The sequence below is a fragment of the Nocardioides donggukensis genome (genome assembly GCF_014842875.1).
In the GTDB taxonomy this organism is placed as follows: domain Bacteria; phylum Actinomycetota; class Actinomycetes; order Propionibacteriales; family Nocardioidaceae; genus Nocardioides; species Nocardioides donggukensis.
The window spans coordinates 166101-191458 of sequence record NZ_JACYXZ010000003.1; the positions used below are offsets into that span (position 1 = coordinate 166101).

At 73.6% G+C, this 25358-nt stretch carries 20 protein-coding genes and 1 riboswitch; of the genes, 9 read left to right on the forward strand and 11 right to left on the reverse strand.

Annotated elements, in window-relative coordinates; genetic code table 11:
• Positions 1-75: 75 nt before the first annotated feature.
• The gene (locus tag IE331_RS11050) at positions 76-2532 is read right to left on the reverse strand and encodes a ribonucleoside-diphosphate reductase subunit alpha (protein WP_225579999.1); all 2457 of its coding nucleotides are present in this window, start codon (positions 2530-2532) and stop codon (positions 76-78) included.
• Positions 2533-2657: 125 nt separating this feature from the next.
• Positions 2658-2866, reverse strand: a riboswitch (cobalamin riboswitch).
• Positions 2867-3013: 147 nt separating this feature from the next.
• On the opposite strand from IE331_RS11050, the gene IE331_RS11055 reads away from it, so the two are divergent.
• On the forward strand, positions 3014-3916 hold the full coding sequence (locus IE331_RS11055) for an adenylate/guanylate cyclase domain-containing protein (protein WP_192143499.1): 903 nt from the start codon (positions 3014-3016) through the stop codon (positions 3914-3916).
• Between the two features lie 30 nt (positions 3917-3946).
• Here IE331_RS11055 and IE331_RS11060 read toward each other — a convergent pair whose 3' ends face one another.
• Together IE331_RS11060 and IE331_RS11065 are read right to left on the reverse strand one after the other, a co-directional pair.
• Entirely contained in the window at positions 3947-5236 is a 1290-nt protein-coding gene (locus IE331_RS11060; RefSeq protein WP_192143500.1) for an HNH endonuclease signature motif containing protein, read from the reverse strand.
• A 303-nt stretch (positions 5237-5539) separates the two neighbouring features.
• Positions 5540-5956, reverse strand: a complete 417-nt coding sequence (locus IE331_RS11065; RefSeq protein WP_192143501.1) for a DUF5709 domain-containing protein — start codon at positions 5954-5956, stop codon at positions 5540-5542.
• Positions 5957-6015: 59 nt separating this feature from the next.
• Between IE331_RS11065 and paaK the strand changes: the two genes are divergently transcribed.
• From paaK to lhgO, 3 genes are all read left to right on the forward strand, one after another.
• Positions 6016-7332 carry a phenylacetate--CoA ligase PaaK gene (gene paaK / locus IE331_RS11070; RefSeq protein ID WP_192143502.1) on the forward strand — a complete coding sequence of 439 codons (1317 nt, stop codon included), beginning with the start codon at positions 6016-6018 and terminating at the stop codon, positions 7330-7332.
• A 116-nt stretch (positions 7333-7448) separates the two neighbouring features.
• Positions 7449-8633, forward strand: coding sequence for an acyl-CoA dehydrogenase family protein (locus IE331_RS11075; protein ID WP_192143503.1), 1185 nt, complete (start codon positions 7449-7451; stop codon positions 8631-8633).
• Positions 8630-9904 carry an L-2-hydroxyglutarate oxidase gene (lhgO, locus tag IE331_RS11080; protein ID WP_192143504.1) on the forward strand — a complete coding sequence of 425 codons (1275 nt, stop codon included), beginning with the start codon at positions 8630-8632 and terminating at the stop codon, positions 9902-9904. Before IE331_RS11075 ends, lhgO begins: the two co-directional genes overlap by 4 nt.
• On the opposite strand, the gene IE331_RS11085 is transcribed toward lhgO, so the two are convergent.
• The 3 genes from IE331_RS11085 to IE331_RS11095 all read right to left on the reverse strand — a co-directional run bounded on the left by IE331_RS11085 (position 9876) and on the right by IE331_RS11095 (position 14374).
• The gene (locus IE331_RS11085; protein WP_192143505.1) at positions 9876-11468 is read right to left on the reverse strand and encodes a High-affinity nickel-transporter; all 1593 of its coding nucleotides are present in this window, start codon (positions 11466-11468) and stop codon (positions 9876-9878) included. The two genes, lhgO and IE331_RS11085, sit on opposite strands and share 29 nt — an antisense overlap.
• The gene (locus tag IE331_RS11090) at positions 11465-12775 is read right to left on the reverse strand and encodes a tetratricopeptide repeat protein (protein ID WP_192143506.1); all 1311 of its coding nucleotides are present in this window, start codon (positions 12773-12775) and stop codon (positions 11465-11467) included. Before IE331_RS11090 ends, IE331_RS11085 begins: the two co-directional genes overlap by 4 nt.
• A gap of 75 nt (positions 12776-12850) precedes the next feature.
• Positions 12851-14374 (reverse strand): DUF4331 domain-containing protein, encoded by a 1524-nt coding sequence (locus IE331_RS11095; protein ID WP_192143507.1) that lies wholly within the window; start codon positions 14372-14374, stop codon positions 12851-12853.
• A 312-nt stretch (positions 14375-14686) separates the two neighbouring features.
• Here IE331_RS11095 and IE331_RS11100 point away from each other — a divergent pair, with 312 nt between their 5' ends.
• Both IE331_RS11100 and IE331_RS11105 read left to right on the forward strand, forming a co-directional pair.
• Complete coding sequence (locus tag IE331_RS11100) at positions 14687-15268, forward strand: hypothetical protein (protein ID WP_192143508.1); 582 nt, start codon at positions 14687-14689, stop codon at positions 15266-15268.
• The gene (locus IE331_RS11105; RefSeq protein ID WP_192143509.1) at positions 15265-16167 is read left to right on the forward strand and encodes a universal stress protein; all 903 of its coding nucleotides are present in this window, start codon (positions 15265-15267) and stop codon (positions 16165-16167) included. The genes IE331_RS11100 and IE331_RS11105 overlap by 4 nt, the downstream gene beginning before the upstream one ends.
• 51 nt (positions 16168-16218) lie before the next feature.
• On the opposite strand, the gene IE331_RS11110 is transcribed toward IE331_RS11105, so the two are convergent.
• Positions 16219-17844, reverse strand: coding sequence for a GAF domain-containing sensor histidine kinase (locus IE331_RS11110; RefSeq protein WP_201931634.1), 1626 nt, complete (start codon positions 17842-17844; stop codon positions 16219-16221).
• Between the two features lie 195 nt (positions 17845-18039).
• On the opposite strand from IE331_RS11110, the gene IE331_RS11115 reads away from it, so the two are divergent.
• Positions 18040-18459: a pyridoxamine 5'-phosphate oxidase family protein gene (locus IE331_RS11115; RefSeq protein ID WP_192143511.1), complete on the forward strand. Its 420-nt coding sequence runs from the start codon at positions 18040-18042 to the stop codon at positions 18457-18459.
• A gap of 50 nt (positions 18460-18509) precedes the next feature.
• Here the strand turns inward: IE331_RS11115 and IE331_RS11120 are convergent, their stop codons facing one another.
• The 3 genes from IE331_RS11120 to IE331_RS11130 are packed head-to-tail and all read right to left on the reverse strand — an operon-like array spanning position 18510 to position 20621.
• The gene (locus tag IE331_RS11120) at positions 18510-19169 is read right to left on the reverse strand and encodes a response regulator (RefSeq protein ID WP_192143512.1); all 660 of its coding nucleotides are present in this window, start codon (positions 19167-19169) and stop codon (positions 18510-18512) included.
• Between the two features lie 23 nt (positions 19170-19192).
• Positions 19193-19633 (reverse strand): pyridoxamine 5'-phosphate oxidase family protein, encoded by a 441-nt coding sequence (locus tag IE331_RS11125; protein WP_192143513.1) that lies wholly within the window; start codon positions 19631-19633, stop codon positions 19193-19195.
• The gene (locus tag IE331_RS11130) at positions 19626-20621 is read right to left on the reverse strand and encodes a universal stress protein (protein WP_192143514.1); all 996 of its coding nucleotides are present in this window, start codon (positions 20619-20621) and stop codon (positions 19626-19628) included. The genes IE331_RS11125 and IE331_RS11130 overlap by 8 nt, the downstream gene beginning before the upstream one ends.
• Before the next feature lie 144 nt (positions 20622-20765).
• Between IE331_RS11130 and IE331_RS16760 the strand changes: the two genes are divergently transcribed.
• Entirely contained in the window at positions 20766-21626 is an 861-nt protein-coding gene (locus IE331_RS16760; protein WP_192143515.1) for an alpha/beta fold hydrolase, read from the forward strand.
• Between the two features lie 66 nt (positions 21627-21692).
• Positions 21693-24074 (forward strand): FdhF/YdeP family oxidoreductase, encoded by a 2382-nt coding sequence (locus tag IE331_RS11140; protein ID WP_192143516.1) that lies wholly within the window; start codon positions 21693-21695, stop codon positions 24072-24074.
• A gap of 61 nt (positions 24075-24135) precedes the next feature.
• On the opposite strand, the gene IE331_RS11145 is transcribed toward IE331_RS11140, so the two are convergent.
• A complete protein-coding gene (locus IE331_RS11145) occupies positions 24136-25338 on the reverse strand; it encodes a class I tRNA ligase family protein (RefSeq protein ID WP_201931636.1) in 1203 nt (400 codons plus the stop codon).
• Positions 25339-25358: the final 20 nt, after the last annotated feature.

The window sequence follows — 25358 nt, forward strand, 5'->3', positions numbered from 1 at the left end:
TCGTCTCAGGGCCGGTCGTCTCAGGGCCGGTCGTCTCAGGGCCGGTCGTCTCAGGGCCGGTCGTCTCAGGGGTGGTCACTGGCATGCCTCGCAGGTCTCGGGGTTCTCCAGGGAGCAGGCCAGCGCCTGGTCCCCCGCTGTCGGGTCGGTGCCGGGCGACGTCGGTGCGACCCCGGCGGCCCCCGTGGTAGCGGCGGGGCGCCCGGGCTCCAAGCCGACGGTCGCCTGCTGGATCCGGGTCGCGGGTCGCGACCGCAGGTAGTAGGTGGTCTTCAGCCCGGACTTCCAGGCGTGGAGGTACATCGACGAGAGCTTCCCGATCGACGGTGCGGCCAGGAAGAGGTTCAGCGACTGGCTCTGGTCGACGTACGGCGCCCGCGCGGCCGCCGTGTCGATGAGCGCCCGCTGCGGCAGCTCCCACGCGGTCCGGAAGAGTCGGCGCACCTCGTCGGGGAGCGCGGCGATCCCCTGGACCGAGCCCTCGGCCCGCTTGACCGCCTCCCGGATCTCGGGCGTCCAGAGGTCCCGCGCCTTGAGCTCGCGCACGAGCGCGGCGTTCACCTGGAGGAACTCACCCGACAGGGTCTCGCGCTTGAACAGGTTCGACACCTGCGGCTCGATGCACTCGTAGCAGCCCGCGATCGAGGCGATCGTGGCGGTCGGCGCGATCGCGACCAGCAGCGAGTTGCGCAGGCCGTGCTCGGCGATCCGGGTCCGCAGCGCCTCCCAGCGCTCCTCCTGCGTGGGGCGCACCCCCCACAGGTCCGGCTGCAGGGCGCCGCCGGCGGCCCTGGTCTGCGGCCACGCCGGGTGCGCGCCGTGCCGCGCGGCCAGGTCGCACGACACCTCGAGTGCGGTCAGGTAGACCTCCTCGGAGATCCGGGTCGACAGCTCGCGCGCCTCGTCGGAGTCGAAGGGGAGCCCGAGCGCGAAGAAGACGTCCTGCAGCCCCATGACCCCGAGGCCGACCGGACGCCAGCGCGGGTTCGAGGCGGCCGCCTGCTCGCTCGGGTAGTAGTTGATGTCGATCACCCGGTCGAGCAGCGGCACCGCGGTGCGCACGGTCGCGCGGAGCCTCTCCCAGTCGACGCCGTCGGGCCCCACGTGCCGGGCCAGGTTCACCGAGCCGAGGTTGCACACGGCCGTCTCGGCGTCCGAGGAGACCTCGATGATCTCCGTGCACAGGTTGGACAGGTGCACGACCGGGGCGCCCACTCCCCCGGCGTCGGTGGTCTGGTTGCAGGTCCGGTTGGCTGCGTCCTTGAACGTCATCCAGCCGTTCCCCGTCTGTGCCAGCGTGCGCATCATTCGCGCGTACAGGTCGCGGGCGGCCACGCGGCGTACGACGCGGCCCTCGGCCTCGGCGCGCCGGTAGGCCTCGTCGAAGGCCTCGCCCCACAGGTCGGGGAGCTCGGGGGCCTGGTCGGGGTCGATCAGGGACCACTGCTCGTCGGCCTCCACCCGGCGCATGAACTCGTCGGGCACCCAGTTGGCCAGGTTGAGGTTGTGCGTGCGCCGGGCGTCCTCCCCGGTGTTCTCCCGCAGCTCGAGGAACTCCTCGATGTCGGGGTGCCACGGCTCCAGGTAGACGCAGGCCGCTCCCTTGCGGCGACCACCCTGGTTGACCGCGGCGACCGAGGCGTCCAGCGTGCGCAGGAACGGGACGATGCCGTTGGAGGCCCCGTTGGTGCCGCGGATCAGCGCACCCCGGGAGCGGATCCGGGAGAAGGCCAGGCCGATGCCCCCGGCGAACTTCGAGAGCCGGGCCACCTGCTGGTAGCGGTCGTAGATCGAGTCGAGGTCGTCGCGGGGCGAGTCGACCAGGTAGCAGCTCGACATCTGGGTGTGCCGGGTGCCGGAGTTGAACAGCGTCGGGCTGCTCGGGAGGTAGGCCAGGCTCGACATCAGCCGGTAGAACTCGATCGCCTCGCCCGGCGAGGTCGCCAGGCCGCAGGCGACGCGGAGCAGGAAGTACTGCGGGGTCTCCACCACCAGCCGGGTGTGCGGGTGCCGCAGCAGGTAGCGGTCGGCCACCGTCCGCAGCCCGAAGTACTCGAAGCGCCGGTCGTTGGCCTCGTCCACGGCGACGTCGAGCTTGCGGGCGTTGTCCTTGACGAACGCCGCGGTCTCGTCGCCGATGAGGCCCTCGGCGTGGCCGAGGGCGATCGACTGGCTGAACGAGGCGACCCCCTGGTTGCGCACCTCCTTCTCGAGGTAGCCGGCGAGCAGTCGCGCGGCCAGCCGGGAGTACGCCGGCTCCTCGCCGATCATCTCCGCGGCCGTCTGGATCGACAGCCGGTCCAGCTCGGCGGTGGTCGCGCCGTCGTAGAGCCCGCTGATCGTGCGGGTGGCGACCCGCATCGGGTCGACCTCGACGAGATCGTCGGTGACGCGCTCGACGGCGCGGACGATCTTGTCGACGTCGACGGGCTCGGCGTCTCCGTTGCGCTTGCGCACCTGCATCGTCGTACGGCGGGGCGCCGTGTCGGGGGCTGCCGCCTCCGGGGCTGCGGGAACGTGGGTGACCGTCATGTCTCTCTCCTCGCGAGTCCGGTCCGAACCGGTCCGGGCCAGGCGAGCAGGTGACGGGTCGACGCGTCGTACGGCAGCGCCGAGGAGCCGTCAGCCGTCCCACGCGGCATCGGACCACCATGCCCGGCGGGCACGGTGCGCTGGCAGGTCTTCGGACTCGTGGGCACGTCAGACCTCGACCCCTACTGACCGTCGCTTCCCAGGCTTGCGCCCAGTGCTCGTGACGGCGGTCGTTCCCACTCACCGCTGCGGGGCAGTCCCGGACTCTCACCGGGTTCCCTCTTGCCTCGGACGACCCTTGCGGACCGCCCGAACCAGCTGCGTGCACCACCATATGTGGGGTCGGAACGAGATTGTGGGACCACATCTGGTGTCGGCGTGTTCCCCGGTGTGTTCCCGGCGTGTGGCCGGCGACTCCCCGCGGCGTGCCGCTCGCAGCACCCCCGGGGCGTGCCGAAGGCCGTGTGCAAGGGTGCTGCCCGTGCCCTCACTGACGCTGGCGCTCACGGTCGCCCTCCTGGTCACCCTCGCCGGCCTCGGCCTCGTCGCCGCCCGGCTCGGTCGCGCCGAGCGCGAGATCCGGATGCTGCGCTCACAGCTGGAGCACTCCCGGCGCGGCCTGACCCGGCAGGCCGCCGGAGCGGCGCTGCGCACGGTGGTCGGCACCGCCGTACGGGTCCGGGAGCAGGGGGTCGGCGGCTTCCTCACCAGCTCGATCGAGGAGCTGACCGGGATCGCGCTGGCCCAGCGATCCGAGATCGTCCGGATCGCCGGGCCGGACGGGACGGTGACCGTGCTGTTCTCCGACATCCAGGACTCCACCGCGATGAACGAGTCCCTGGGCGACCCGGCGTGGATGAAGGTGCTGGCGGCGCATGACCACCTGGTCCGGCGGCACGTCGAGCGTCACGGCGGCGCCATCGTGAAGTCCCAGGGCGACGGGTTCATGGTCGTCTTCGGCACTCCCCAGGCAGCGCTGCGAGCGGCGATCGGGGTCCAGGAGTCGTTGGCGGCCGGGCACGCGCGCCGGCTGCGGAGGACACCGGTGGCGGTGCGCATGGGGCTCCACACCGGGCCGACCATCGAGAAGGACGGCGACTACTTCGGCCGCAACGTCGCGTTCGCGGCCCGGGTGGCGGGCCAGGCCGACGGCGGCGAGATCCTCGTCAGCGAAGCCGTGCACGCGTTGCTGGCCGGGGCCTCCGACGGAGACGTCGACCGGGCCTCTCACGGGGCCTCCCACGGGGCCTCCGACGGGGCCTCCGACGGGGACGTCACTGGCGCCGGCGAGCCGGCCGGCGAGTTCACGTTCGTCGACCTGCGCGAGGCCTCGCTCAAGGGCTTCCCCGGCGAGCACCGGCTATGGGAGCTGGCGTGGCCGTGACACCTCCGGGAGCCGGCAGGGCCAGTCGGCCTAGAGCCGCCGGTGGAAGCGGAGGCTCCCGTCCGGGTGCCGCGTGGTGCGGTAGGCAGGATCGTGGGCTCGCTGGTGGTGGTGGAAGCACAGGAGCCGACCGTCGGTGAGGTCCGTGCGACCGCCGCGGGCCCAGGGCGTCTCGTGATGTGCCTCGCACCAGGCGGCGGGGACCGTGCAGCCCCGGGTCCGGCACGTCGGGTGAGCCAGGGCCAGGGCGTGGTGCTGGGCGGAGCTGAACAGTCGTCGGGTGCGGCCCAGGTCGAGGACCTGGGAGTCGCCGCCCAGGACGGCCGGCAGGATCCCGGCGGTGCAGGCCAGCCGACGGGCGTGACCGGCGGAGACGGGGGTGCCGTCGGCCAGGGTCGCGTGACCGATGCCGGAGAGCAGGGTGTCGAGGCCGATGGTGACGGTGACCCGGGTGGCGGAGCCGCCGTGGTCGGGCAGGACGGTGGGGTCCAGTCGCTCCAGGAACGCACAGAACGCCTCACCCAGCGCCTTGTCGCCCCGCCGGCGGCGAGGCACCGTGCCACCCTCGGCGGGCCGGGTGCGGGGGGCCGTGAAGGCGTGCAGGTGGGTCTCCAACCGGGTCGCGTAGATCTCGGGGATCCTGGCCCTCAGGTCGGCGGTGCCGTCGCCACGGCGGTGCAGCGTGAGCCTGGTGGCAGCCGCGGCGCGTGCCTCGGCCCCCTCCAGGAGTCGGCGCTGAGTCTGGTCGTAGGTCTCGGGGCAGACCACCTCGAGCACGTGCTCGCCCAGGCGGCGCAGCGCGGTCGGGGCGAAGTGGGCACCCTCGGCGACCAGGTGCTGCTCGGCGCGGGCCAGCACCTCGGCCTCGACCGCGACCCCGTCGTTGCCGGCCTCGGTGTAGGCGGCGTCGGCCAGGTCGTCGAGTGTGCGCACGATGGTCTCGGCCTGCTCCCGCGTGAGCTCACCGGCGGCCAGGGCGGCGCCGACCCTCGGCCAGGTGGCACCGGTGCCCGCGATCGCGGTGGCGAGGCACTCGAGCCGGTGCGCGGCGCGGTGCTCCATCCGGGTGGTGGGCGCCAGCCAGGAGGCCACGGAGCGCGCCCCGGCGTCGTGGGCGACGTCTCCGGATGCGGCGATCACCTCGAGCCGCAGGGCCTCCAGCTGCCCGATCGCCGTGGTCAGGTCGACCAGTGCGCGGGCCTTGACCTCGGTGCCGGCCAGCTCCACGGGACGCATCCTGGCCTCGGTGACCGCCTCGGTCACGGTCGCCGCGCAGGCCAGCAGCGGGTGCACTGCTGACGGTGTCCGTGACTGGTCCATGCCTCCACGGTAGGCGGGACCAACGACGATTTCTCGACGCTATTCGAAACTGTGGACGAAGCGGGTTCGGTCGAGGGTTGTGGACCACAGGTGGGCCGGGACGGGCCTGGCGGCCCTCCTCAACCACCGGGGACGGGCCTGACGACCTTCTCCCACCACCTGCAGTGCCCGGACGCTGGTTGAGGAGCGAGCGCCAGCGAGCGTCTCGAAACCACTTCCCCCCGGGGTTTCGAGACGGGCCTGGCGGCCCTCCTCAACCACCGCGGACCGGCCTGGCGGCCCTCCTCAACCACCGGGGACGGGTCAGTCCTCGTCGATGGTGTGGATCGCGGCCTCCTCGGCGGGGGCGCCGGCGCCGTCGATGCCGACGTCCTCGGCCACCAGCTCGGCACCGAGGTCCTCGATGAGGCGCTCGTCCAGTCCCCCGTCCAGACCCTCGTCCGGCGCGACCAGCCGGCCGGAGCGCTCGGCACCGACCTCACCGTCGACGTCTCCGTCGAGGATCTCGGCGTCGGCCTCGGCCTCGGCGTCCTCCCAGACCTCGGGCTGCTCCTGGGCGAGCCGGTCGTCGATGGTCTCCCCCTCGATCTGCTCGCGGTCGGTGACCCCGACGGCGTCGACGCCCCGCGGCTTCTCGGGGGGCGAGATGCCCTCGTCGAGGACGTCGTCGACTCCCCGGTCGTCGAGGGTGTCCTGGGGCTGCAGCTGGTCCTCACTCATGCCCCGAACCTAGCCCGCGGACGCACACGCGCAAGCCCGGGTCGCCTACGTTGGGCGTCATGAGCCTGCCCGACCTCTCCCCCCGGCCCGGTGACCTCGACCCGGTCGAGACGATGCCCCGCGAACAGCTCGCGGCGCTCCAGCTGGAGCGGCTGCAGTGGACGCTGCACCACGTGCACGCCAACGTGCCGCACTACCGTGCGGCGTTCGACGAGGCGGGCGTGCACCCCGACGACTGCCGGGAGCTCGCCGACCTGGCGCGGTTCCCGTTGACCACCAAGCAGGACCTGCGTCGGCACTACCCGTTCGGGATGCTGGCGGTCCCGCAGGAGCGGGTGGCCAGGATCCACGCCTCGTCCGGCACCACGGGCAAGCCCACCGTGGTCGGCTACACCCGCGAGGACCTCGACGTCTGGTCGGAGGTGGTGGCCCGGTCGATCCGCGCCGCAGGTGGTCGCGCGGGCATGAAGGTGCACGTGGCCTACGGCTACGGGCTGTTCACCGGCGGGCTGGGGGCGCACTACGGCGCCGAGCGGCTCGGGTGCACGGTGATCCCGATGTCCGGCGGACAGACCGAGCGTCAGGTCTCGCTGATCGTGGACTTCGAGCCCGAGGTCATCATGGTCACGCCGACGTACATGCTCGCGCTCATCGACGAGATGGAGCGGCAGGGCGTCGACCCGCGGCGTACGTCGCTGAAGGTGGGCATCTTCGGCGCCGAGCCGTGGACCGACGACATGCGGCGCGAGATCGAAGAGCGCGTCGACATGCACGCGGTCGACATCTACGGCCTCTCGGAGGTGATGGGGCCGGGCGTGGCCATGGAGTGCGTCGAGACCAAGGACGGCCTGCACGTCTGGGAGGACCACTTCTACCCGGAGGTGATCGACCCGGTCACCGGCGAGGTGCTCCCGGACGGCGCCGAGGGCGAGCTCGTGTTCACCACGCTCACCAAGCAGGCACTGCCGGTGGTCCGCTACCGGACCCGGGACCTGACCCGGCTGCTGCCGGGCACCGCCCGCACGATGCGGCGCATGGAGAAGGTCACCGGCCGCAGCGACGACATGATGATCATCCGCGGGGTCAACGTGTTCCCCACCCAGCTCGAGGAGATCGTGCTCGCCGTCCCCGACCTCTCCCCGCACTTCCAGTGCGTCCTGACCCGCCCCGACCGGCTCGACGAGCTCACCGTCCGGGTCGAGGCGCGGCACCGGCTCGACGACGCGCGGGCGCGGGAGCTGGCCGAGCAGGTGCGGGCTCGCGCCAAGGACCTGGTGGGTACGACGGTCGGCGTCGAGGTGCTGCCCCCGGAGAGCATCGAGCGCTCGATGGGCAAGATGCGCCGCATCGTCGACCGCCGCCCCGACCTGCGCTGACCAGGAGTGAGACCGCCCGGCAGGCTTCCGCCCGGCAGGGGCTGTCTTCGGGGGCGACCGGTGTCATCCTGTCTGGACGCACCACGACCGTGGCGGCACGACCCAGGAGGACCTCGATGACCACCCCCCAGACCCCGCTCGGGATCTTCGCGATCGACGGCCTGCTGTCCGAGGAGGAGCGGGCGATCCGGGACACCGTGCGCCGGTTCGTCACCGACCGGGTGCGCCCCGAGGTCGCCGGGTGGTACGAGGCGGCGGAGCTGCCGGTGCGGGACCTCGCCAAGGAGCTGGGCTCGCTCGGGGTCCTGGGCATGCACCTCGAGGGGTACGGCTGCGCCGGCACCAGCGCGACGGCGTACGGCCTGGCCTGCCTGGAGCTGGAGGCCGGCGACTCCGGCCTGCGGTCGCTGGTCTCGGTGCAGGGCTCCCTGGCGATGTACGCCATCTGGCGCTGGGGCAGCGAGGAGCAGAAGCAGGAGTGGCTCCCGCGGATGGCCGCCGGGGAGGCCATCGGCTGCTTCGGGCTGACCGAGCCTGACGCCGGCTCCGACCCCGGCGCGATGCGGACGCGGGCTCGTCAGGACGGCACCGACTGGGTGCTGTCGGGGTCGAAGATGTGGATCACCAACGGCTCGGTGGCCGACGTCGCCGTGGTCTGGGCGCGGGTCGAGGCCGGCGAGCACGCCGGCATCCGCGGCTTCGTGGTGCCGACCGGGACGTCCGGCTTCAGCGCCCCCGAGATCACCAGGAAGATGTCGCTGCGGGCCTCGGTCACCTCCGAGCTGGTGCTGGAGGAGGTGCGGCTGCCGGCCTCGGCGATGCTGCCCGAGGCGGCCGGGCTCTCCGGTCCGCTGTCCTGCCTCAACGAGGCCCGGTTCGGGATCATCTTCGGGGCCCTCGGCGCGGCCCGGGACTGCCTGGAGACCGCGATCGCCTATGCCCGCGAACGACAGCTCTTCGGCCGTCCGCTCTCGGGCTTCCAGCTCACCCAGGCCAAGCTCGCGGACATGAGCCTCGAGCTCGGCAAGGGCATGCTGCTGGCGCTGCACCTCGGCCGGCTCAAGGACGGCGAGGGTCTCGCCCCCCACCAGGTCAGCCTCGGCAAGCTCAACACCGTGCGCGAGTCGATCGCGATCGCGCGGGAGTGCCGGACGATCCTCGGCGCCGCCGGGATCACGCTGGAGTACCCGATCATGCGGCACGCCAACAACCTCGAGTCGGTGCTCACCTACGAGGGCACCAGCGAGGTCCACCAGCTGGTCATCGGCCAGGCCCTCACCGGCCAGCCGGCGTTCCGGTGAGCGCACTCCGGGCCGCCGTCGTCGGTGGCGGCATCATCGGCACGGCGGTCGCCCGCCGGCTCGCCCGGGAGGTGCCGGGCGTCTCGGTGACGCTGTTCGAGAAGGAGGACCGGCTGGCGGCGCACCAGACCGGCCACAACAGCGGGGTCGTGCACGCCGGGCTCTACTACCCGCCCGGCAGCCTGAAGGCCCGGCTGTGCCGACGCGGGGTGGGGCTGCTCACCGAGTTCGCCGAGCGGCACGGCATCCGGCACGAGGAGTGCGGCAAGATCGTGGTCGCCCTCGACGACTCCGAGCTGGCGCGGCTCGACGCCATCCACGACCGGGCCCGGGCCAACGGGGTGCCCGGGCTGCGGATGCTGGACCGCGACCGGATCGCCGAGGTGGAGCCGCACGCGGTCGGCCTGCGGGCGCTGCACTCCCCCCACACCGGCATCATCGACTTCCCCGGCGTGACCGACGCGCTCGCCGACGAGCTGCGTGAGGCCGGTGGCGAGATCCGGCTCGGCCGGTCGGTCACGGCCCTGCGCCAGCGGGGTGCGGAGGTGGTGCTCGAGTCCGCCGGGCCCGAGTCCTCCGGGCTGGAGGCCTTCGACCTGGTGATCGCCTGCGCCGGCCTGCACTCGGACCGGCTGGCACGCCGCTCCGGGGAGAGCGCCGAGCCGCGGATCGTGCCGTTCACGGGCGACTACTACCTGCTCCCGCCCGAGCAGCGGGACCTGGTGAACGGGCTGGTCTACCCGGTCCCCGACCCCCGCTACCCGTTCCTCGGCGTGCACCTGACCCGGCACGTGGACGGCTCCGTGCTGCTCGGGCCGAACGCCTTCCTGGCGCCGCGCCGCGAGGCCTACCGGGACCGGCCGGCCGCTCGTCGGTACGACGTCCGGGACCTGGCCGAGGCGGTCGGCTTCCCGGGCTTCTGGCGGTTCGCCGCCCGCAACGTCCCGGCCGCGGTCCGCGAGGCCCGGACGGCGGCCAGCAGCCGCTCGTTCATCGACGAGGCCCGGCGCTACGTGCCCGCGATCGACCCCGAGGGGGTGGTCCGCGGCCCGCGCGGCGTCCGGGCCCAGGCGATGGACGGCACCGGTCGCCTGGTCGACGACTTCGTCATCACCGGCACCGACCGGGTGCTGCACGTGCGCAACGCCCCGTCCCCCGGCGCCACCTCGTCGCTCGCGATCGCCGAGTACGTCGTCTCCGAGGCGTTGTCGCGACGCGGGGCCGGACCGGGTCCGGACCAGGTCAGAGCAGCGTCACCAGCGTCCGGATGACCAGTCCGGTGCCGATCGCGAGCACACCGGCGGCGGCGCCGTACGAGAGCCACTGACGCACCGACGCCGGGAACCGGCCGGTGCCCTGCAGGGTGCGCTCGAGGCGGTCGACGATGCCGCGGGCCAGCAGCCCGGCGGCGGCCAGCGTGAACGCCATCCCGACCCCAAACGCCAGCACGAGCAGTCCGCCGAACCATGCCTTGCCCAGCGCGACCGCGGCCAGCATGAGCAGCAGCGCGGACGGGCTGGGGACCAGCCCACCGGCCAGTCCCATCGTCCACGGCTGCCAGCGTCCGCCGGTCGCCGGCCCAGTGACTGGCCCAGTCGCCCGCCCGGTCGCCGGCCCAGTCCCCGGCACGGTCCCTGCCTGGGTCTCCGGCCCCGACCCGCCGGAGGGCGCGGCCGTGGTGGTGAGGACGTCGCCGGACGACGCCTCGGCCGCGGCAGCACCGTGCCCGTGCCCATGCCCATGCCCGTGCCCGTGCCCATGCCCGTGCCCGTGCCCGTGCCCATGCCCATGCCCGTGCCCGTGGCCGTGCTCGTGCCCCTCGCTCCCCCGACGCCGAATCGCCTTGCGCAGCAGCGAGGCGCCGATCACGGCGATCAGGATCCCGGTGGCGAGGGTGAGGTACGGATACGCCTGGGCCGGGACGAACGCCGTGCCGAGGCTGACCAGCGCGGCGAACAGCAGCACCGAGCCGGTGTGCGCGAGGGTCACGCTGCAGCCGACCGCCACCGCGGAGCGCCAGGCCGAGCCCGTGCCCTGGACGAGGTAGAAGGCCATGACGGTCTTGCCGTGCCCGGGAGCGACGGCGTGGCTGGCGCCGAGCACCACCGCGAGCAGGATCGCCAGGCCCCCGGCTAGCACGCCGTCGCGGGCCACCAGGGCGTCCATGCGCTCGGCCAGCCAGCCGCGATCGGCCTGGGGCACGTCCCCCAACGGGTCGGCGTCGACGGGGGCGGCCGACCCTCCGGGGGAGACCGTCAGCGAGGCCGTGGTGACGGACAGCGGCGAGGAGAGCAGGTCCTCCGGGTAGGCCTGGAGCCGGTCGGTGACGCTGTCGGCCGGCACGTCGGTGTCGTCCAGGGTGACCCGGTCCCCGACCGCGGTCATCTCCCGCCAGCCGACCTGCCCGGGCGCCGAGGCGTCCTCGAGCCGCACCTGGGTGCCGTCGTCGAGGACCTCGGCGGAGCCGGTCATCCGGCAGACGATCCGGGTCACCGGGAGACCTGCCTCTCCCGGCTCGGTGCCGGCGCGGGCCTCGGTGACCGTGAGCCCGACCGCCGTCGTGCCGACGGTCAGCGTCATCGCGTCCCCGGCCTCGGCGCACCGGTCGGCGGCGAGGGCCGGGAGGTCGTCGATCCGCTTCCCGAGCTGGGCGGTGGGCACCTCGGCGAGGTCGATCACGTGGTCGACGACGACCTCGTCCTGACCGACCACGATCCCGCTGTAGCGGTTGACCGTGAAGTTGCCGAGCGGGTGCGCGGAGGCGGGCGCGGCGACCGAGCCGACGGCCAGCAGCGCGCCGAGCAGCAGCAGGACCCGGGCCAGGTGCCGCCTCACGCCCGGGCCTCCAGCCGGTCCAGGGCGGCCCGGGCGTCCCGGGTCAGCAGCAGGGCGGTGCCGCGGTCCAGGTCGAGACCGCGACGCAGGTGGTCGCGGGCCTGGCCGTCGAGACCCAACTCGGCCTCGATCAGACCGCGGTGCAGCCACAGCCGGCTCTCGGCGGTGCCGAGTCGGGTGGCGGTGCGGGCCAGGCCCAGGGCCTCCCGCGAGTCGCCGTCCCGGTGCAGCGACCAGGCAAGCACGTCGGCGACCAGCACGCTCTTGCGCCGGTCCCACTCGGCCCGGGCCGAGACCACCGCGGCACCGGTGTCGCCGTGGTCGGCCTCGAACAGCGCGCTCTCGAGGTCGGTGTTGACGCCGCCGCTGGCAAAGGCGGCGTTGGTGGTGGCGACCACGGCGTACTGCTCCTCGGCCTGCTCGGTGCGGTCGCGCAGCTCGTGCAGCTCGCCGAGCTCGACCTGGTACTCCGGCAGCGGCAGCGTCTCGACCACCTGCTCCCACTCGGCGCTCGCCCGCGACCAGCGCCGGTCGGCCACGAGCGCCCGGGCGAGGGCGACCCGCGCGGCGACGTTGGTCGGGGCCTGCTCCAGCGCCTGCAGGGCGATCCGGCGGGCGTCGGCCGGCCGGCCGCGGCGGCGCTCGACCTCGGAGAGCAGCGTGAGCAGGAAGGAGCGGTCGGCGGCCTGGGGCGTCCGCACGGACCGGCGCAGGATCCGGGCGGCCTCGTCGAGGCGTCCGCGCAGCTCCATCGCGTAGGCGTAGCGGGCGGCGACCGGGACGCCCGGCTGGCGCCGGTCCGCAGTGCGCAGGGCCCGCAGCTGGGCGTCGTACCGGCCCAGCTCGGCCAGCGCGTCGACCCGGACGGCCAGGGCGGCGGCGTCGTAGGGGTTGATCGCCAGCGCCCGGTCGGCGGCGGCGAGGGAGTCGGAGAAGTCGTGGCGGGCGGCCGAGAGGGCGGCCCGCGCGGCGTGGGCCGGGGCGTTGCCCCCGGACTGCAGGGACAGCGAGGTGGCGATCGCCTCGTCGGCCTGCTCGTAGAGCCCGGGGTTGCCGCTCACCCGGGCCAGCTCGACGTAGCCGAGCCCGAGTCGGGCCCAGGCGAGCTCATCGTCGGGCAGTCGCCGCAGGCGGTCCTGGAGCGAGGAGACGTACGTCGTCAGCGTGTCGCGGCCGGCGGTCCCGAGGTCGGCGGGCTGCGCGGTCGCCGGAGCCGGAGCGGTGTCGTCGGCGCCGCGGACCAGGCCGATCGCGCCGGAGACGGACAGCACGAGGGCGATGGCGCCGACCCAGATCAGGCGGTACATGGGTTCCCTTCCCCGCGGTGCCGACCGCACGGACCGATGGCCCGTGCGGCCGGCACCGACTGTGGAGTCGTGCCGTTACGAGGTGGCTCGGCGACGGCGGACCATGCCCGCCGCACCGGCACCCATGGCGAGCAGGCCGATGGCCAGGGCGGAGGCCGGGGCCACCTGCTCGGTCATCGACTGCTCACTCGAGCCGGACTGCTTCGCCACCGGACCGCCCCCGGGGTGCGGGTTCGGGTCGCTCCCGCTCGCCGGGAGGGCGAGGTAGGGGAAGGTGCCGGAGAAGTCGACGTCGTTCTGGTCGACGCCGTCACTGAGGTCGTTCTCGTTGCCCACGAGCTCACCCTCGACCACCTGCAGTGCGATGTCGATGACGTCGTCGTCCAGGCGGCGACCGTTCGGGAAGCCCTGGTTGTCGCCCCCGATGACCCCGAGCCGGCTCTTCTCAGCGTCGGACGTGATCGGCGTCGTCATGTTCAGCCGCAGCTGCTCGCTGGGCGTCACGTTCCGCGGCTGGTTGAGACCCTCGACACCGGTCAGGAACACCTGGACCAGGTCGTTGCGGGGCTCCTCCGGAGCCTCGATCCCGTACACGGCCTCGATGAGCTTCGGCAGCTCGGGCTTCGTCACGTAGTCGAGGAACTGACCGTCACCGGCCGGGCTGGACGCGTTGAACTTGTCCTTGTCCTTGACCGGGATGACGACCTCGTTGACCAGCGGCATCCCCAGGCGCGAGACCTGGCGGTAGCTGCCGTCGACGCCACGGCGGTCCGTGGTGGACCAGATGCCCACGATCGGGTTCCGCTGCACCTTCTTCTTCTTGGCCAGCTGACGACGCGGCACCTGGAGGGCGACCGAGTTGACGTTGAAGCCGGCCAGGGTGTCGTCCCCGGACTCGGAGAAGTCACCGCCGTAGAGCAGGTCGAAGACCCTCAGGTCGAGGAAGAACGGGTCCTCGGCCTGTCCGGCGAACGAGCGCAGGGTCTTGCCCCGCACCTGCACCTCGGTGGTGGCCTCGTCGCGCAGCGCCTCGTAGTTCGGCATCGTGGCCTCGCCGACGTTCGACGGCGCCACCCGCCGCGACTTCACCAGGACCTTCTTCTTGATCCGGTTGCCCTTGTCCTTGAGCCGCACCAGCCGGTAGGTCTGGTAGTAGTTCAGGTTCTCGTCCCGCAGCGAGTCGACCTCGCCGTTGGCGTAGAGGAAGGTGTCGCCGGAGCGGTAGTGGTCCTTGAAGGTCCACCGGTAGGTGATCTCGGGCTTGGCGTCCCCGTCGTTGTCGATCTTGACGTTGTAGCGGGCGTCGGTGGCGAACGAGTAGAAGTTCGGTCCGCCGGCCGGCTCGGAGAACGGCAGCCAGTTGGCCACCAGGGTGACGGCGTTCTTCCGGTCCGGGCTGCGGAACGCGTAGACGTCGGTCGTGTCGTACTGCGGTGCGCCGGCGATCAGTGGCGCCTCACGGTGGCTCGACGCCGAGGCGCCGACCGGGCCCAGGCCGGCCAGGCCGACCGAGGCGAGCATTCCTCCGGCCGCCGTGATGGCGACCACTCCGCGACGGGACGGTGCCCAGCGCGGTGAGGGTGGGGTGATGCTGTTCATGAGGATCCTTCCATCTGTGAACCGCCTGCTCCGGAGCAGGCGGATGAGGACCAGAACGGCGTCAGGCGGCGTGGACCCGGGCGCGTTCGACTCGACCCTTCGACCTCCCTGTCTGGAGACGGTCGCCACTATGAGGTTCGTCACCCCGCGCCGACCGGATTGGACCGGTGCTGAGATCGCCCGGAATCCCGAGGCGTGAGACGCGCACGGGGACGAAGGTCCCGACAGGAGTGGCCCTGCGCCCCTGAGGCGGGCGTCACCCGGGCGGTTGGCTGGAGGGGAACCGACCACCCACCTAGGAGGCGACCTGTCATGTCCGTCCTGAACCACCGTGCCGGCCACGAGGCCCCGAGCGCACCCGGCGAGACAGCCGGGCTGGACCGCACCACCCGCCGCGCCCTGGCCGTGCTGCGCCTGGGCTTCGGGCTGACGTTCCTGTGGGCGTTCCTCGACAAGACCTTCGCCCTGGGCTTCGGCACCGGCTACGACCAGCAGGGGGTGCTCGACCGGTTCGGGCCGGCCGCCTGGGTGAACGGCGGCAGCCCCACCGAGGGCTACCTCACCTTCTCGCCGGACGGGCCGTTCGCCGAGGCCTACCGCGGCATCGCCGGTGCCGCCTGGGCGGACTGGCTGTTCATGGCCGGGCTGCTCGGCGTCGGGATCAGCCTGACCTTCGGCGTCGCGATGCGGGTCGGCTGTGCTGCCGGGGCGCTGATGTACGTGCTCATGTGGAGCGTCGTCCTGCCGCCGGCGAACCACCCCTTCCTCGACGAGCACCTGCTCGGCGCGATGACGCTGGTGGTGCTCGCGCTCACCGCGGCCGGCGACACGTGGGGCCTGGGCCGGCACTGGGCCCGGACGTCGGTCGTCCGGAGCCACGAGGCGCTGCGATGAGCACCCGGATCAGGACCCGGCACTCGGTCGTCGACTGGACCGCCCCGGGCCTGGCCGTGGTGGTGGCGGTCGACGGCTCCGAGCAGAACAGGGCCGCCATCGGGTACGCCGTGGCCGAGGCGACGCGGAGCGGGCGTCCGCTGCGACTGCTCGCGGTCATCGACGACTACGCGTTCCCGGTGCCGCGGCACGGGACCGGCGGGGACGACGAGCTCCAGTGGCAGGTGCTCAACGGCATCCACGCCCGACTGCACGAGCAGCACCCGGAGCTCGACCTCGCGCGCGACGTGCGCGTCGGCCCGGCCGCCACGACGCTGCTCGAGCACTCCGAGGACCAGGCCGAGCTCGTGGTCGGCAAGCGGGGGCTGGGCACGTTCGGCCGGCTGCTGATCGGCTCGACCTCGATCGCCGTCGCCGGGCGGTCCCGGGTCCCGGTCGTCGTGGTGCCCGACTCCTGGCAGGAGGACCGTGCCGCGGACACCCCGGTGGTCGTCGGCGTGCGCGCGGAGGACCCCGAGCCGGCCGTGCTGCGCTTCGCCCTGGCGCAGGCCCGAGCCCGCCGGGCGCCGCTCTTGGTGGTGCACGCCATCCACATCGACCCGATCCTGGTCTGGGACCCCTCGCTGTCCGGCCCGGCCTACCGGATGCGCGCCGAGCGCGGGGCCGGGCAGGTGGAGGCCGCGCTGGCTCCTTTGAGGGAGGAGTTCCCCGACGTGACCGTCGGAGCGGTGGAGTCCGAGGGGCACCCCGCCGACGTCCTGCTCGACCGGGCCGCGGCCGCGCAGCTGCTGGTGCTCGGCCGCCAGCACGAGGGGCGGGCCGGGTTCACGCTCGGCTCGGTCGCCCGGGCCGTGCTGCACCACAGCGAGATCCCGGTGGCGGTCGTCCCGTCACCGTGAGCGGGGACACCAGACCTGGCAGGGCCCGGCAGCCCGACCCGGGCGGGGCCGTCATCCCCCGGCCGGGACCTGCCAGACCAACCGGGTGCCCGCCCCGGGGGCCGACTCGACGAGGAACCGGCCCCCCAGCCGCTCGGCGCGCTCCCGGAGGTTGAGCAGTCCGCGGTGCGGCGCGTTCTCGGGCAGGCCCACCCCGTCGTCGGTGACGACCAGGCGCACCTGGTCGCCGACGCTCAGCTCGACGGACACCTCGTTCGCCGAGGCGTGCCGGGTGGCGTTGGAGAGCGCCTCGCCGAGCACCGCGAGCAGGTGGGGTGCCACCTCGTCCGGCACCCCGGTCCGGACCGGACCGTCGAAGCGCAGGCCAGGTCTCGCCTGGAGGGCCGCGGCCGCCCGGTCGACCAGACGGGTGACCTCGGTCTGGAGGTCGGCGTCGGCGTCCGCCGCGCCGAGCTCGTAGATCGACCGTCGGATGTCGCGGATCGTGGCGTCGAGCTCGTCGACGGACCGCTCGAGACGCTCGGTGACGTCGGGTCGGTCGCTGAGCCGGGCAGCGCTCTGCAGCGTCAGCCCCGTGGCGAAGAGCCGTTGGATGACCAGGTCGTGCAGGTCCCGCCCGATCCGGTCCCGGTCCTCGAAGACCGCCAGCCTCTGCTGGTCGGCCCGGGCGCGGGAGACCTCCAGGGCCAGGGCGGCCTGCTCGGCGAAGGCCACGGCCAGCTGCGGGTCCAGCGCCCGGGCGTGCTCGTGCCGGTCGTCGGTCCAGGCCAGTGCGAGGACTCCCCCGTTCCTAGGCCCGCTCCGTGGCCCGCTACGCGTCCCGTCGCGCGATCCGTCCCGCTCACCCGGCAGCGGCACCAGGACCGCCGGGCCGGACAGCTCGGTGCGCACCGGCGCGCCGGTGCGCAGCACCTCCCGCAAGGGGTCGTCCTCGCCGGTCGGATGCCCGAGGAGGGCCAGCCCCGGGTGGCTCCCGGCCACGGCCGCGAGGGCGAGCGGGCCCGACACCGGTCCCACCACGACGCCGGCGGCGTCGGCACCGGAGGCTCGACGCGCGTGGTCGGCCACCACCTGCAACGCGGTGCGGCCGGGGCCGGCGGTGGCCAGGATCCGGGTGATCTCGGCGGTGGCGGCCAGCCACCGCTCCCGCTGGGCCGCCTCCTCGTAGAGGCGGGCGTTCTCGATCGCGACGCCGGCCGCCGCGGCGAGCGCGACGACGACCCGCTCGTCCTCCTCGGTGAAGTCCCCCTCCCCGGCCTTCTCGGTGAGGTAGAGGTTCCCGAACACCCGGCCCCGGATCCGCACCGGCACGCCGAGGAAGGAGCGCATGGGCGGGTGGTGCGGCGGGAACCCGTACGACGCCGGGTGCTCGGCGATGTCGTGCAGCCTCAGCGGCTCGGGTCGGTCGATGATCAGCCCGAGGAGTCCGTGGCCGGTCGGCAGGTCGCCGATCTCGGTGACCACCTCGGGGCCCATCCCGTGGTGGACGAAGGTCCGCAACCGCCGTTCCGGCCCGCTGCCGAGCACGCCGAGGGCGGCGTACCGGGCGCCGGCCAGGGCGCTGGCCGCCTCGACGATGCGCGCGAGCACCCCGTCCAGCGAGAGGTCCCCGGCCACCGAGACCACGGCGTCGAGCAGCAGCGGTGGCAGCGCCGAGGGGGAGCCGGTCCCGGTCACTGGTCCTCCCTCCGGGGTCGCGCCTCCGGACATCGCGTCGGGGCCTCAGGGGGAACGTACCAACACCGACCCCCGTGGCTCCGGGTCGAAGGTCCCGTGCCGCGGGGGACGAACGGGACTGCCGCGCAGGTCGGCACTGGCGGAGGCTGGTCCCACGCCCCGGGACCGGGGACGCCACCGGAAGGGAGCAGCATCATGAGCGGCACGAGCATCTGGGAGGGCGGGCGGATCGTCGAGCTGGATCCCGAGGAGTGCTGGCAGCTCCTGGCGACCCGCGCGGTCGGGCGCATCGCGTGGTCGGCCGCGGACGGTCAGACCGTGATCCCGGTGAACTTCACGGCCGCCGACGGTGCCGTGTGGGTGCGCACCACTGCCTACTCGACGATGGCGCGGGAGGGCGACGGCCGGGCGGTGGCGTTCGAGGTCGACGACCTCGACGACTTCACCCGCTCCGGGTGGAGCGTCCTGGTCCGGGGCACCGCGCGGCTGGTGTACCCCACCGAGGATCGTCCCGAGGCCTGGACCGCCCCCGACACCTGGCCGGCCGGTCCCCGGACCCTGGACCTGGTCGTCGAGGCCACCCGGGTGACCGGCCGCCGGCTGCTGCCCAGCTGACTCGCCGGGGTCAGGCCCACCGGGGTCAGGCGCACCGGGTCAGGCGCAGGTCAGGCCCGCCGGTTCCGGGTGGCGAAGATCGCGGCCTGGGTGCGGCTCTCCAGGCCGAGCTTGGCCAGCAGCGAGGAGACGTAGTTCTTGACGGTCTTCTCGGCGAGGTGCATCGACTCGGCGATCTGGCGGTTCGTCAGGCCCTCGCTGATCAGGTCGAGGATCCTGCGCTCCTGGCCGGTGAGCTCGGCCAGCGGTCCGTCCTGCGGCGGCCCGCTGCGCAACCGCTCGAGGACCTGGCTGGTGACCGCCGGGTCCAGCATCGACTGGCCCGCCGCCACCCGCCGGATGCTGTCGACGAGATCCGTGCCGCGCACCTGCTTCAGGACGTAGCCCGCGGCGCCGGCCATGATCGCGGAGAAGAGCGCGTCGTCGTCGTCGTACGAGGTGAGGATGAGCGCCGCGATCCGCGGGTCGCGGGAGCGGACCTCGCGGCAGACGTCGATGCCCGAGCCGTCGGGAAGCCGTCCGTCGAGGACCGCCACGTCCGGTCTCAGTGCCGGGATCCGGCGGGCCGCCTCCGCGGCCAGCCCGGACTCGCCGACGACCTCGATGTCGCCCTCCGCCTCGAGCAGCTCGCGCAGGCCGTGCCGGACGATCTCGTGGTCGTCGAGCAGGTAGACCCGGATGCCGCGGGCCTGGTCCTCCTGGTCGGTCATGGACACGAACCTACCCCCGGGGATCACTCGGCCCGCCGCACGGGCATCGCCGCCCGGAGGTCCCAGCCGGTGCCGAGTCGGTAGCCGGTCAGGGAGCTCCAGCGCAGCCGCAGGTGGTGCGGACGGGTGCCGGCCACCCACGGGCGCGGGCCCCGGCCCCGGTCCAGCCGGTCGACCTCGTCCAGGGAGTCGATCCGCTCGGAGCGGCCGTGCGCGACGACGCTCCAGCCGCGGTGCCCGTCGTGGTCGAGCGCGTCGACCTCGAAGGCGAGCGGCGTCCGGTCCGGCAGCCTGGCGAGCAGGGAGTCGGCGCCCGTGCGCACCAGCAGCGCGTCGCCCACGACCGCGTAGTTGAGCGGGAGGATGTGGGGTCGGGTCCCGTCGAAGACGGCCATCCGGCCGACCACCCCGGCCCGCAGCAGGGACTCGCACTCCGAGGGGTCCAGAGCGATCCAGTCACGCACGGACGGCCTCCTCCGACCGGTCGCGCGGGGCGCCCGTCCCATGGTCGCCGGCCGGCCGCGGCTCCACGACCAGCACCGGGCAGGCGGACTCGCGCAGCACGGCCCTGGTGATCGGCCCGAGGTGGGAGCCGAAGGGGAGGCGGGGGTGGTGCCGACCGACCACGAGCAGCTCCGTCGCCCCGGTCCCCGCGACCAGGGCGTCGGCGGCGTGGGCGTGCCGGACGACCAGCTCGGTGGCGACGTCGGGATACTCGGCCAGGAGGGGGGCCAGGTCGTCGGCCAGCCGCTGCCGGATCGCGGCCGTGTGCTCCACCCCGGCCTGCCCCTCGAACACGACTCCGTCGTAGTCGGAGAACCACCAGGCGTGCAGCAGGGTGAGCGCGGCGCCGTTGCGGCGGGCCGCCTCGAGGGCGGCCCGGACCACCTCGGCGCCGGCCTGCGCGTCGTCGAGGCCGACGGTCACGGTCCGCGCACCGTCGGCACCCCCGGTCGTCGGCGGCCGCCACCGCGACGGCACGGTCACGACCGGTGCGTGCGCCCGCGCCGAGACCGCGCTCGTCACGGACATGGTCAGGATCCGGGCCAGCCCGGTGAGCGGACGACGCTGCAGCACCACCAGCCCGGCGCGTGCGCTCGCGTCGACCAACGTCGGCACGGTCGGGCCGTGGACCAGCTCGGTGCTCACCGGCAGCTCGGCGTCGGCGAGCAGGAGCTCGACCCGGCGGGCCGCGTCCGCGAGCAGGTCCGCCCCCTCCCGGCGGATCCGGTCGAACGGCACGTCGAGCGGCACCATCCCGGGCGGGCCGAGGTAGACCGGGTGGATGGCGTGGACGAGGTGGACGCCGCGCCGTCCGCGGCGGGCCTGGCCCGCGGCGTACTCCAGGCAGGCGGTGCGGTCCGGCTCCGGGCCCACTCCCACGAGGATCCTCGTGCGCTCGCTCTCGGACATGACGGCCTCCCAGGCGGCCTCGACGGTGGTGACGCCCACCAGCCTCGTCGCCCCGGGCGGCGTGCGGCAGGGTCCGGAGTCCCGGACGGACCGGGTCTCCGGTCCCGGCATGGCCTCGACGACGAACCAGAGGTGACGGCCCCGGGGGTGACGGCTGGGGGCGGCCCGCGCCACACTCAGGGGATGAGCGAGCCGATCCGAGCCCACGAGGCGAGTGGGCGGTACTTCACCGCGGCCGGGGTCCGCAGCTTCGTGCTCGACCACGGCGACGGGCCGGCGGTGGTGTGCCTGCACGGCGTCCCGGCCTCGTCCTACCTCTACCGCAAGGTGCTCCCGGAGCTGGCCGGCCACGGGCTGCGCGGCCTCGCGTTCGACCTGCCCGGGCTGGGGCTGGCCGAGCGGCCGGAGGACTTCGACTACACCTGGAGCGGCCTGGGGCGCTGGGCGGTCGCCGCCGTCGACGCGCTCGGGCTCGACCGGTTCCACCTCGTGGTCCACGACATCGGCGGGCCGGTCGGCTTCGAGCTCGCCGCCGCGCTGCCGGACCGGATCGCGTCCCTGACCGTGCTGAACACCATGGTCGAGGTGGCCGACTTCCGCAGGCCGTGGTCCATGGAGCCGTTCGCGCACCGGGGGCTCGGCGAGGCGTACCTCCGCCTGCTGAGCAAGCCGGCCTTCCGGGTCCTCATGCGACGCCAGGGCATCGCCGACGCCGCGGCCGTGCCGGACGCCGAGCTGGACGCCTACGTGGACCTGCTCAAGCGTGGGGACGGCGGTCGGGCGTTCCTGCGGATCATGCGCGGCTTCGAGACCACCGCCGCCAAGCAGCAGCTCTACCTCGGCACGCTGACCGGTGAGCGCTACCCGGTGCAGGCCGTCTGGGGTGCCCGCGACCCCGCCCTGACCCTGGCCGACAAGGGCGAGGCGGTCCGCCGGGCGGCCGGGCTGGAGGAGGTCCGCACCGTGCCGGGCAAGCACTTCCTGCAGGAGGACCAGGCCGGACCGGTGGCCCGGATGGTTGCCGAGCTCGTGCAGAGGGCATGAGCAGGGCCGCGGGCGGGCACCGTCCGCGGCGGAGCACTGTGGAGCGACCAGGAGGAGACGGCGACGATGACGCGACGGACACGTGACCAGGAGATCGACGAGTCGAGCATCAGCATCGGCGAGCCGGAGGACGCCGCCGCCGGCAAGACCGCCGTGGCCGTGACCATGAAGCGGGCGCTGGAGCAGATGGGCCCCACCCGGACCGCGAAGACGCTGCTCAAGCTCAACCAGACCGACGGCTTCGACTGCCAGGGCTGCGCGTGGCCGGACCCCTCCCCCGACCACCGGCACACCGCGGAGTTCTGCGAGAACGGCGCGAAGGCGGTCGTCGACGAGGCGACCAAGGAGACCATCGACCGACGGTTCTTCGCCGAGCACCCGGTCGCCGAACTCGCCGACCACACCGACTACTGGCTGAACAAGCAGGGCCGGCTGCTCGAGCCGATGGTGCTGCGACCCGGCGGCACCCACTACGAGCCGATCTCGTGGGACGACGCCTACGCCACGATCGCCCGGCACCTGAACCGCCTGGCCTCACCGGACCAGGCGATCTTCTACACCTCCGGCAAGACCTCCAACGAGGCCGCGTTCGCCTACCAGCTCTTCGCCCGTGCCTTCGGCACCAACAACCTCCCCGACTGCTCGAACATGTGCCACGAGTCGACCTCGGTCGGCCTCGCCGAGGTGATCGGGATCGGCAAGGGGTCGGTGTCGCTCGACGACGTCCACCACGCCGAGCTGATCATGATCATGGGCCAGAACCCGGGCACGAACCACCCCCGGATGCTGAGCGCCCTCGAGCAGGCCAAGCGGAACGGCGCGCGGATCATCGCGGTCAACCCGCTGAAGGAGGCCGGGCTGATCCGCTTCAAGAACCCCCAGACCCCGCGCGGCATGGTGGGCCCCGGCACCGAGCTGGCCGACCTCTACCTGCAGATCCGGATCAACGGCGACCTCGCGCTCCTGCAGGGCATCGCCGCCCGGCTGCTGGAGTGGGGCGCGGTCGACGAGAGCTTCATCGACCAGCACACCGTCGGCTTCCAGGAGTACGCCGACCACCTGGCCGCGCTGGACTGGGACGAGGTGCTCGCCACGACCGGGCTGACGATGGCCGAGATCGACGAGGCGGCCGGGATGTTCCGCGACTCCGGGGCCAGCGTCACCTGCTGGGCCATGGGCATCACCCAGCACCGCAACGCCGTCGCGACGGTCAAGGAGATCGTCAACCTGGCCCTGCTCCAGGGGAACATCGGCAAGCCCGGGGCCGGGGTCTGCCCGGTCCGCGGGCACTCCAACGTGCAGGGCGACCGGACGATGGGGATCTGGGAGCGGGTGCCGGCCCACTTCCTCGACGGCGTGCGGGACGAGTTCGGCTTCGAGCCGCCCCGTGAGCACGGCTTCGACTCGGTCGCCTCGATCAAGGCCCTCCGCGACGGCGACGCCCGGGTCTTCATCGGGATGGGCGGCAACTTCGTCTCGGCCGCCCCGGACACCTCGGTCACCGAGGAGGCGATGCGGGGCGCCGACCTGACCGTCCATGTCTCGACCAAGCTGAACCGCTCCCACGTCGTGCACGGCGAGGAGGCGCTGATCCTCCCGGCCCTGGGACGGAGCGAGCGGGACCAGACCGGCGGCACCGACCAGCGGGTCTCCGTGGAGGACTCGATGTCGGCGGTGCACACCTCGCGCGGCCCGCTCCCGCCCGCCTCGCCCCACCTGCGGTCCGAGGTCGACATCGTCTGCTCGATCGCGGAGGCGACGCTGGGCGACCGGGCGCCGAGCATCCCCTGGTCGGACTTCCGCTCCGACTACACCACCATCCGACACTCCATCGCCCGGGTGGTGCCCGGCTGCGCGGCGTACGACGAGAAGGCCAGCCAGCCGGGTGGCTTCGTGCTGCCGCACCCGCCACGCGACTCCCGGACCTTCCCGACCGAGGCGGACCGGGCGATCTTCTCGGTGAGCCCGATCGACGTCGTGCAGGTGCCGGAGGGCCGGCTGCTGCTGCAGACGATGCGCTCCCACGACCAGTTCAACACCACGATCTACGGTCTCGACGACCGCTACCGCGGCATCTCCGGGGGCCGCCGGGTGCTGCTGATGCACCCGGACGACATCACGGCGTACGGCTTCGAGGACGGCGACTACGTCGACATCACCAGCGAGTGGGACGGGGTGGAGCGGCAGGTGCCGAAGTTCCGGATCGTCGCCTACGACCAGCCGCGTGGCTGCGTGGCCGCCTACTACCCGGAGACCAACCCGCTGGTCCCGCTGGACTCCACCGCGGAGGGCAGCAACCAGCCGACGTCGAAGTCGGTGATCGTGCGCCTGGAGCGGGCGACCGCGGAGGAGACCGGGGTGCGGCATGCCAGCGACGCGGGCCGGGTCACGCCGAACGGGCGCGGCGACGAGAACAAGCGGCACGTCCAACCGCATCTGCTGAGCTGACCGGGTCTCCACTCCCTGGGTGCGACCCCGGTGGCGACCGAGGTGCCCGGGGCCTCCAGGATCACGCCGAGGCGGTGGCCTCACGCAGCTTCAGCACGTCGACGAGGAACCGGGCGGCCGCCCCGCCCTCGGCCACGGCGAGCTCGAGGGCGGCGGGGACGTCGAGCTCGTGGGCGAGCAGCCGCAGCACCTCGGCCCGGGCCGACCCCGCGTCCGCACCCGCCCCGGCCGCGGAGTGCAGCCGCTCGAGATCGGCGGCACCTCGGTGGAACTCCTCGTCCTCGCAGTCCCAGGGCTGGTCCCAGGGCCGGTTGAGCAGCGCCAGCCGGACGGCGGGGCCGGAGTAGCGCTCGAGCAGGTCCCGGACCAGCACCAGGTTGCCGGTCGACTTGGCCATCTTCTCCCCGGCCATGCGCACCTCGCCGACGTGGACGACGGCGTGGGCGAACGGGGCGACACCGGTGGCGGCCTCGGCCATCGCGGCCTGGTAGGCGTGGTGCGGGAAGGTCAGGTCGCTGCCGCCCACCAGCACGTCGACCGCGCTGCCGAGCCCGGTGATCGCCATCGCCGCGCACTCCGCGTGCCACCCGGGACGGCCCCAGCCCCAGGGGCTCGGCCAGGCGGGGTGGTCCTCCGGCGAGGGGCGCCAGACCGGGACGTCGAAGGGCGACTCGCGACCCGGTGCGTCGCCCTGGTCGCCGAACTCGCGGGAGGCCGCCAGGGCGGGCCCCTCGTCCAGTCCGGAGGCATGGCGCACCGCGTCCCCGCGGAAGTAGACATGACCCTCGCGCTCGTAGGCGGCGCCGGCCTCCAGCAGGGCCGCCGCCAGTCGCACGACGTTGCGGATGTGGCTCCGGGCGTGCGGGGACATCGCGGGCGGTGCCACCGCGAGCGCCCGCATGTCCCGGTCGAACAGGAACTCCTGGGTGAGGGCGAACTCGTCGTAGTGCCGCCCGCGACCCCGGGCCGCCGCGGTCAGGACGTCGTCCACGTCGGTGACGTTGCGGCACATCACGACCTCGGTGCCCGTGGCGTGCGCCAGCGAGCCGATCAGGTCGGCCCAGACGAAGGTGGAGGCATGGCCCACGTGGGTGACGTCGTACGGCGTGATCCCGCAGCTGTACACCCGCAGGGGTCCGGCCGGCAGCACGGTGCGTCCGGCCAGCGTGAGCGGGACCGGGGCCGGGGTCTCGACGGGATAGCGGCCGGCCGCGCCGACCACGCCGGGCAGGTTCGGGACGGAGAAGGACGTGGGGATCGACACCCTCCGAGTGTGCCCCATGC

What these genes read in the sequence shown, in the direction of transcription:
- paaK (WP_192143502.1), top strand. Translation starts at nt 6,016, where the DNA reads ATGAGCCTGCCCGACCTCTCCCCCCGGCCCGGTGACCTCGACCCGGTC.
- IE331_RS11060 (WP_192143500.1), bottom strand. Translation starts at nt 5,236, where the DNA reads ATGGACCAGTCACGGACACCGTCAGCAGTGCACCCGCTGCTGGCCTGC.
- IE331_RS11065 (WP_192143501.1), bottom strand. Translation starts at nt 5,956, where the DNA reads ATGAGTGAGGACCAGCTGCAGCCCCAGGACACCCTCGACGACCGGGGA.
- IE331_RS11120 (WP_192143512.1), bottom strand. Translation starts at nt 19,169, where the DNA reads ATGACCGACCAGGAGGACCAGGCCCGCGGCATCCGGGTCTACCTGCTC.
- IE331_RS16760 (WP_192143515.1), top strand. Translation starts at nt 20,766, where the DNA reads ATGAGCGAGCCGATCCGAGCCCACGAGGCGAGTGGGCGGTACTTCACC.
- IE331_RS11140 (WP_192143516.1), top strand. Translation starts at nt 21,693, where the DNA reads ATGACGCGACGGACACGTGACCAGGAGATCGACGAGTCGAGCATCAGC.
- IE331_RS11050 (WP_225579999.1), bottom strand. Translation starts at nt 2,532, where the DNA reads ATGACGGTCACCCACGTTCCCGCAGCCCCGGAGGCGGCAGCCCCCGAC.
- IE331_RS11115 (WP_192143511.1), top strand. Translation starts at nt 18,040, where the DNA reads ATGAGCGGCACGAGCATCTGGGAGGGCGGGCGGATCGTCGAGCTGGAT.
- IE331_RS11075 (WP_192143503.1), top strand. Translation starts at nt 7,449, where the DNA reads ATGACCACCCCCCAGACCCCGCTCGGGATCTTCGCGATCGACGGCCTG.
- IE331_RS11100 (WP_192143508.1), top strand. Translation starts at nt 14,687, where the DNA reads ATGTCCGTCCTGAACCACCGTGCCGGCCACGAGGCCCCGAGCGCACCC.
- IE331_RS11105 (WP_192143509.1), top strand. Translation starts at nt 15,265, where the DNA reads ATGAGCACCCGGATCAGGACCCGGCACTCGGTCGTCGACTGGACCGCC.
- IE331_RS11095 (WP_192143507.1), bottom strand. Translation starts at nt 14,374, where the DNA reads ATGAACAGCATCACCCCACCCTCACCGCGCTGGGCACCGTCCCGTCGC.
- IE331_RS11090 (WP_192143506.1), bottom strand. Translation starts at nt 12,775, where the DNA reads ATGTACCGCCTGATCTGGGTCGGCGCCATCGCCCTCGTGCTGTCCGTC.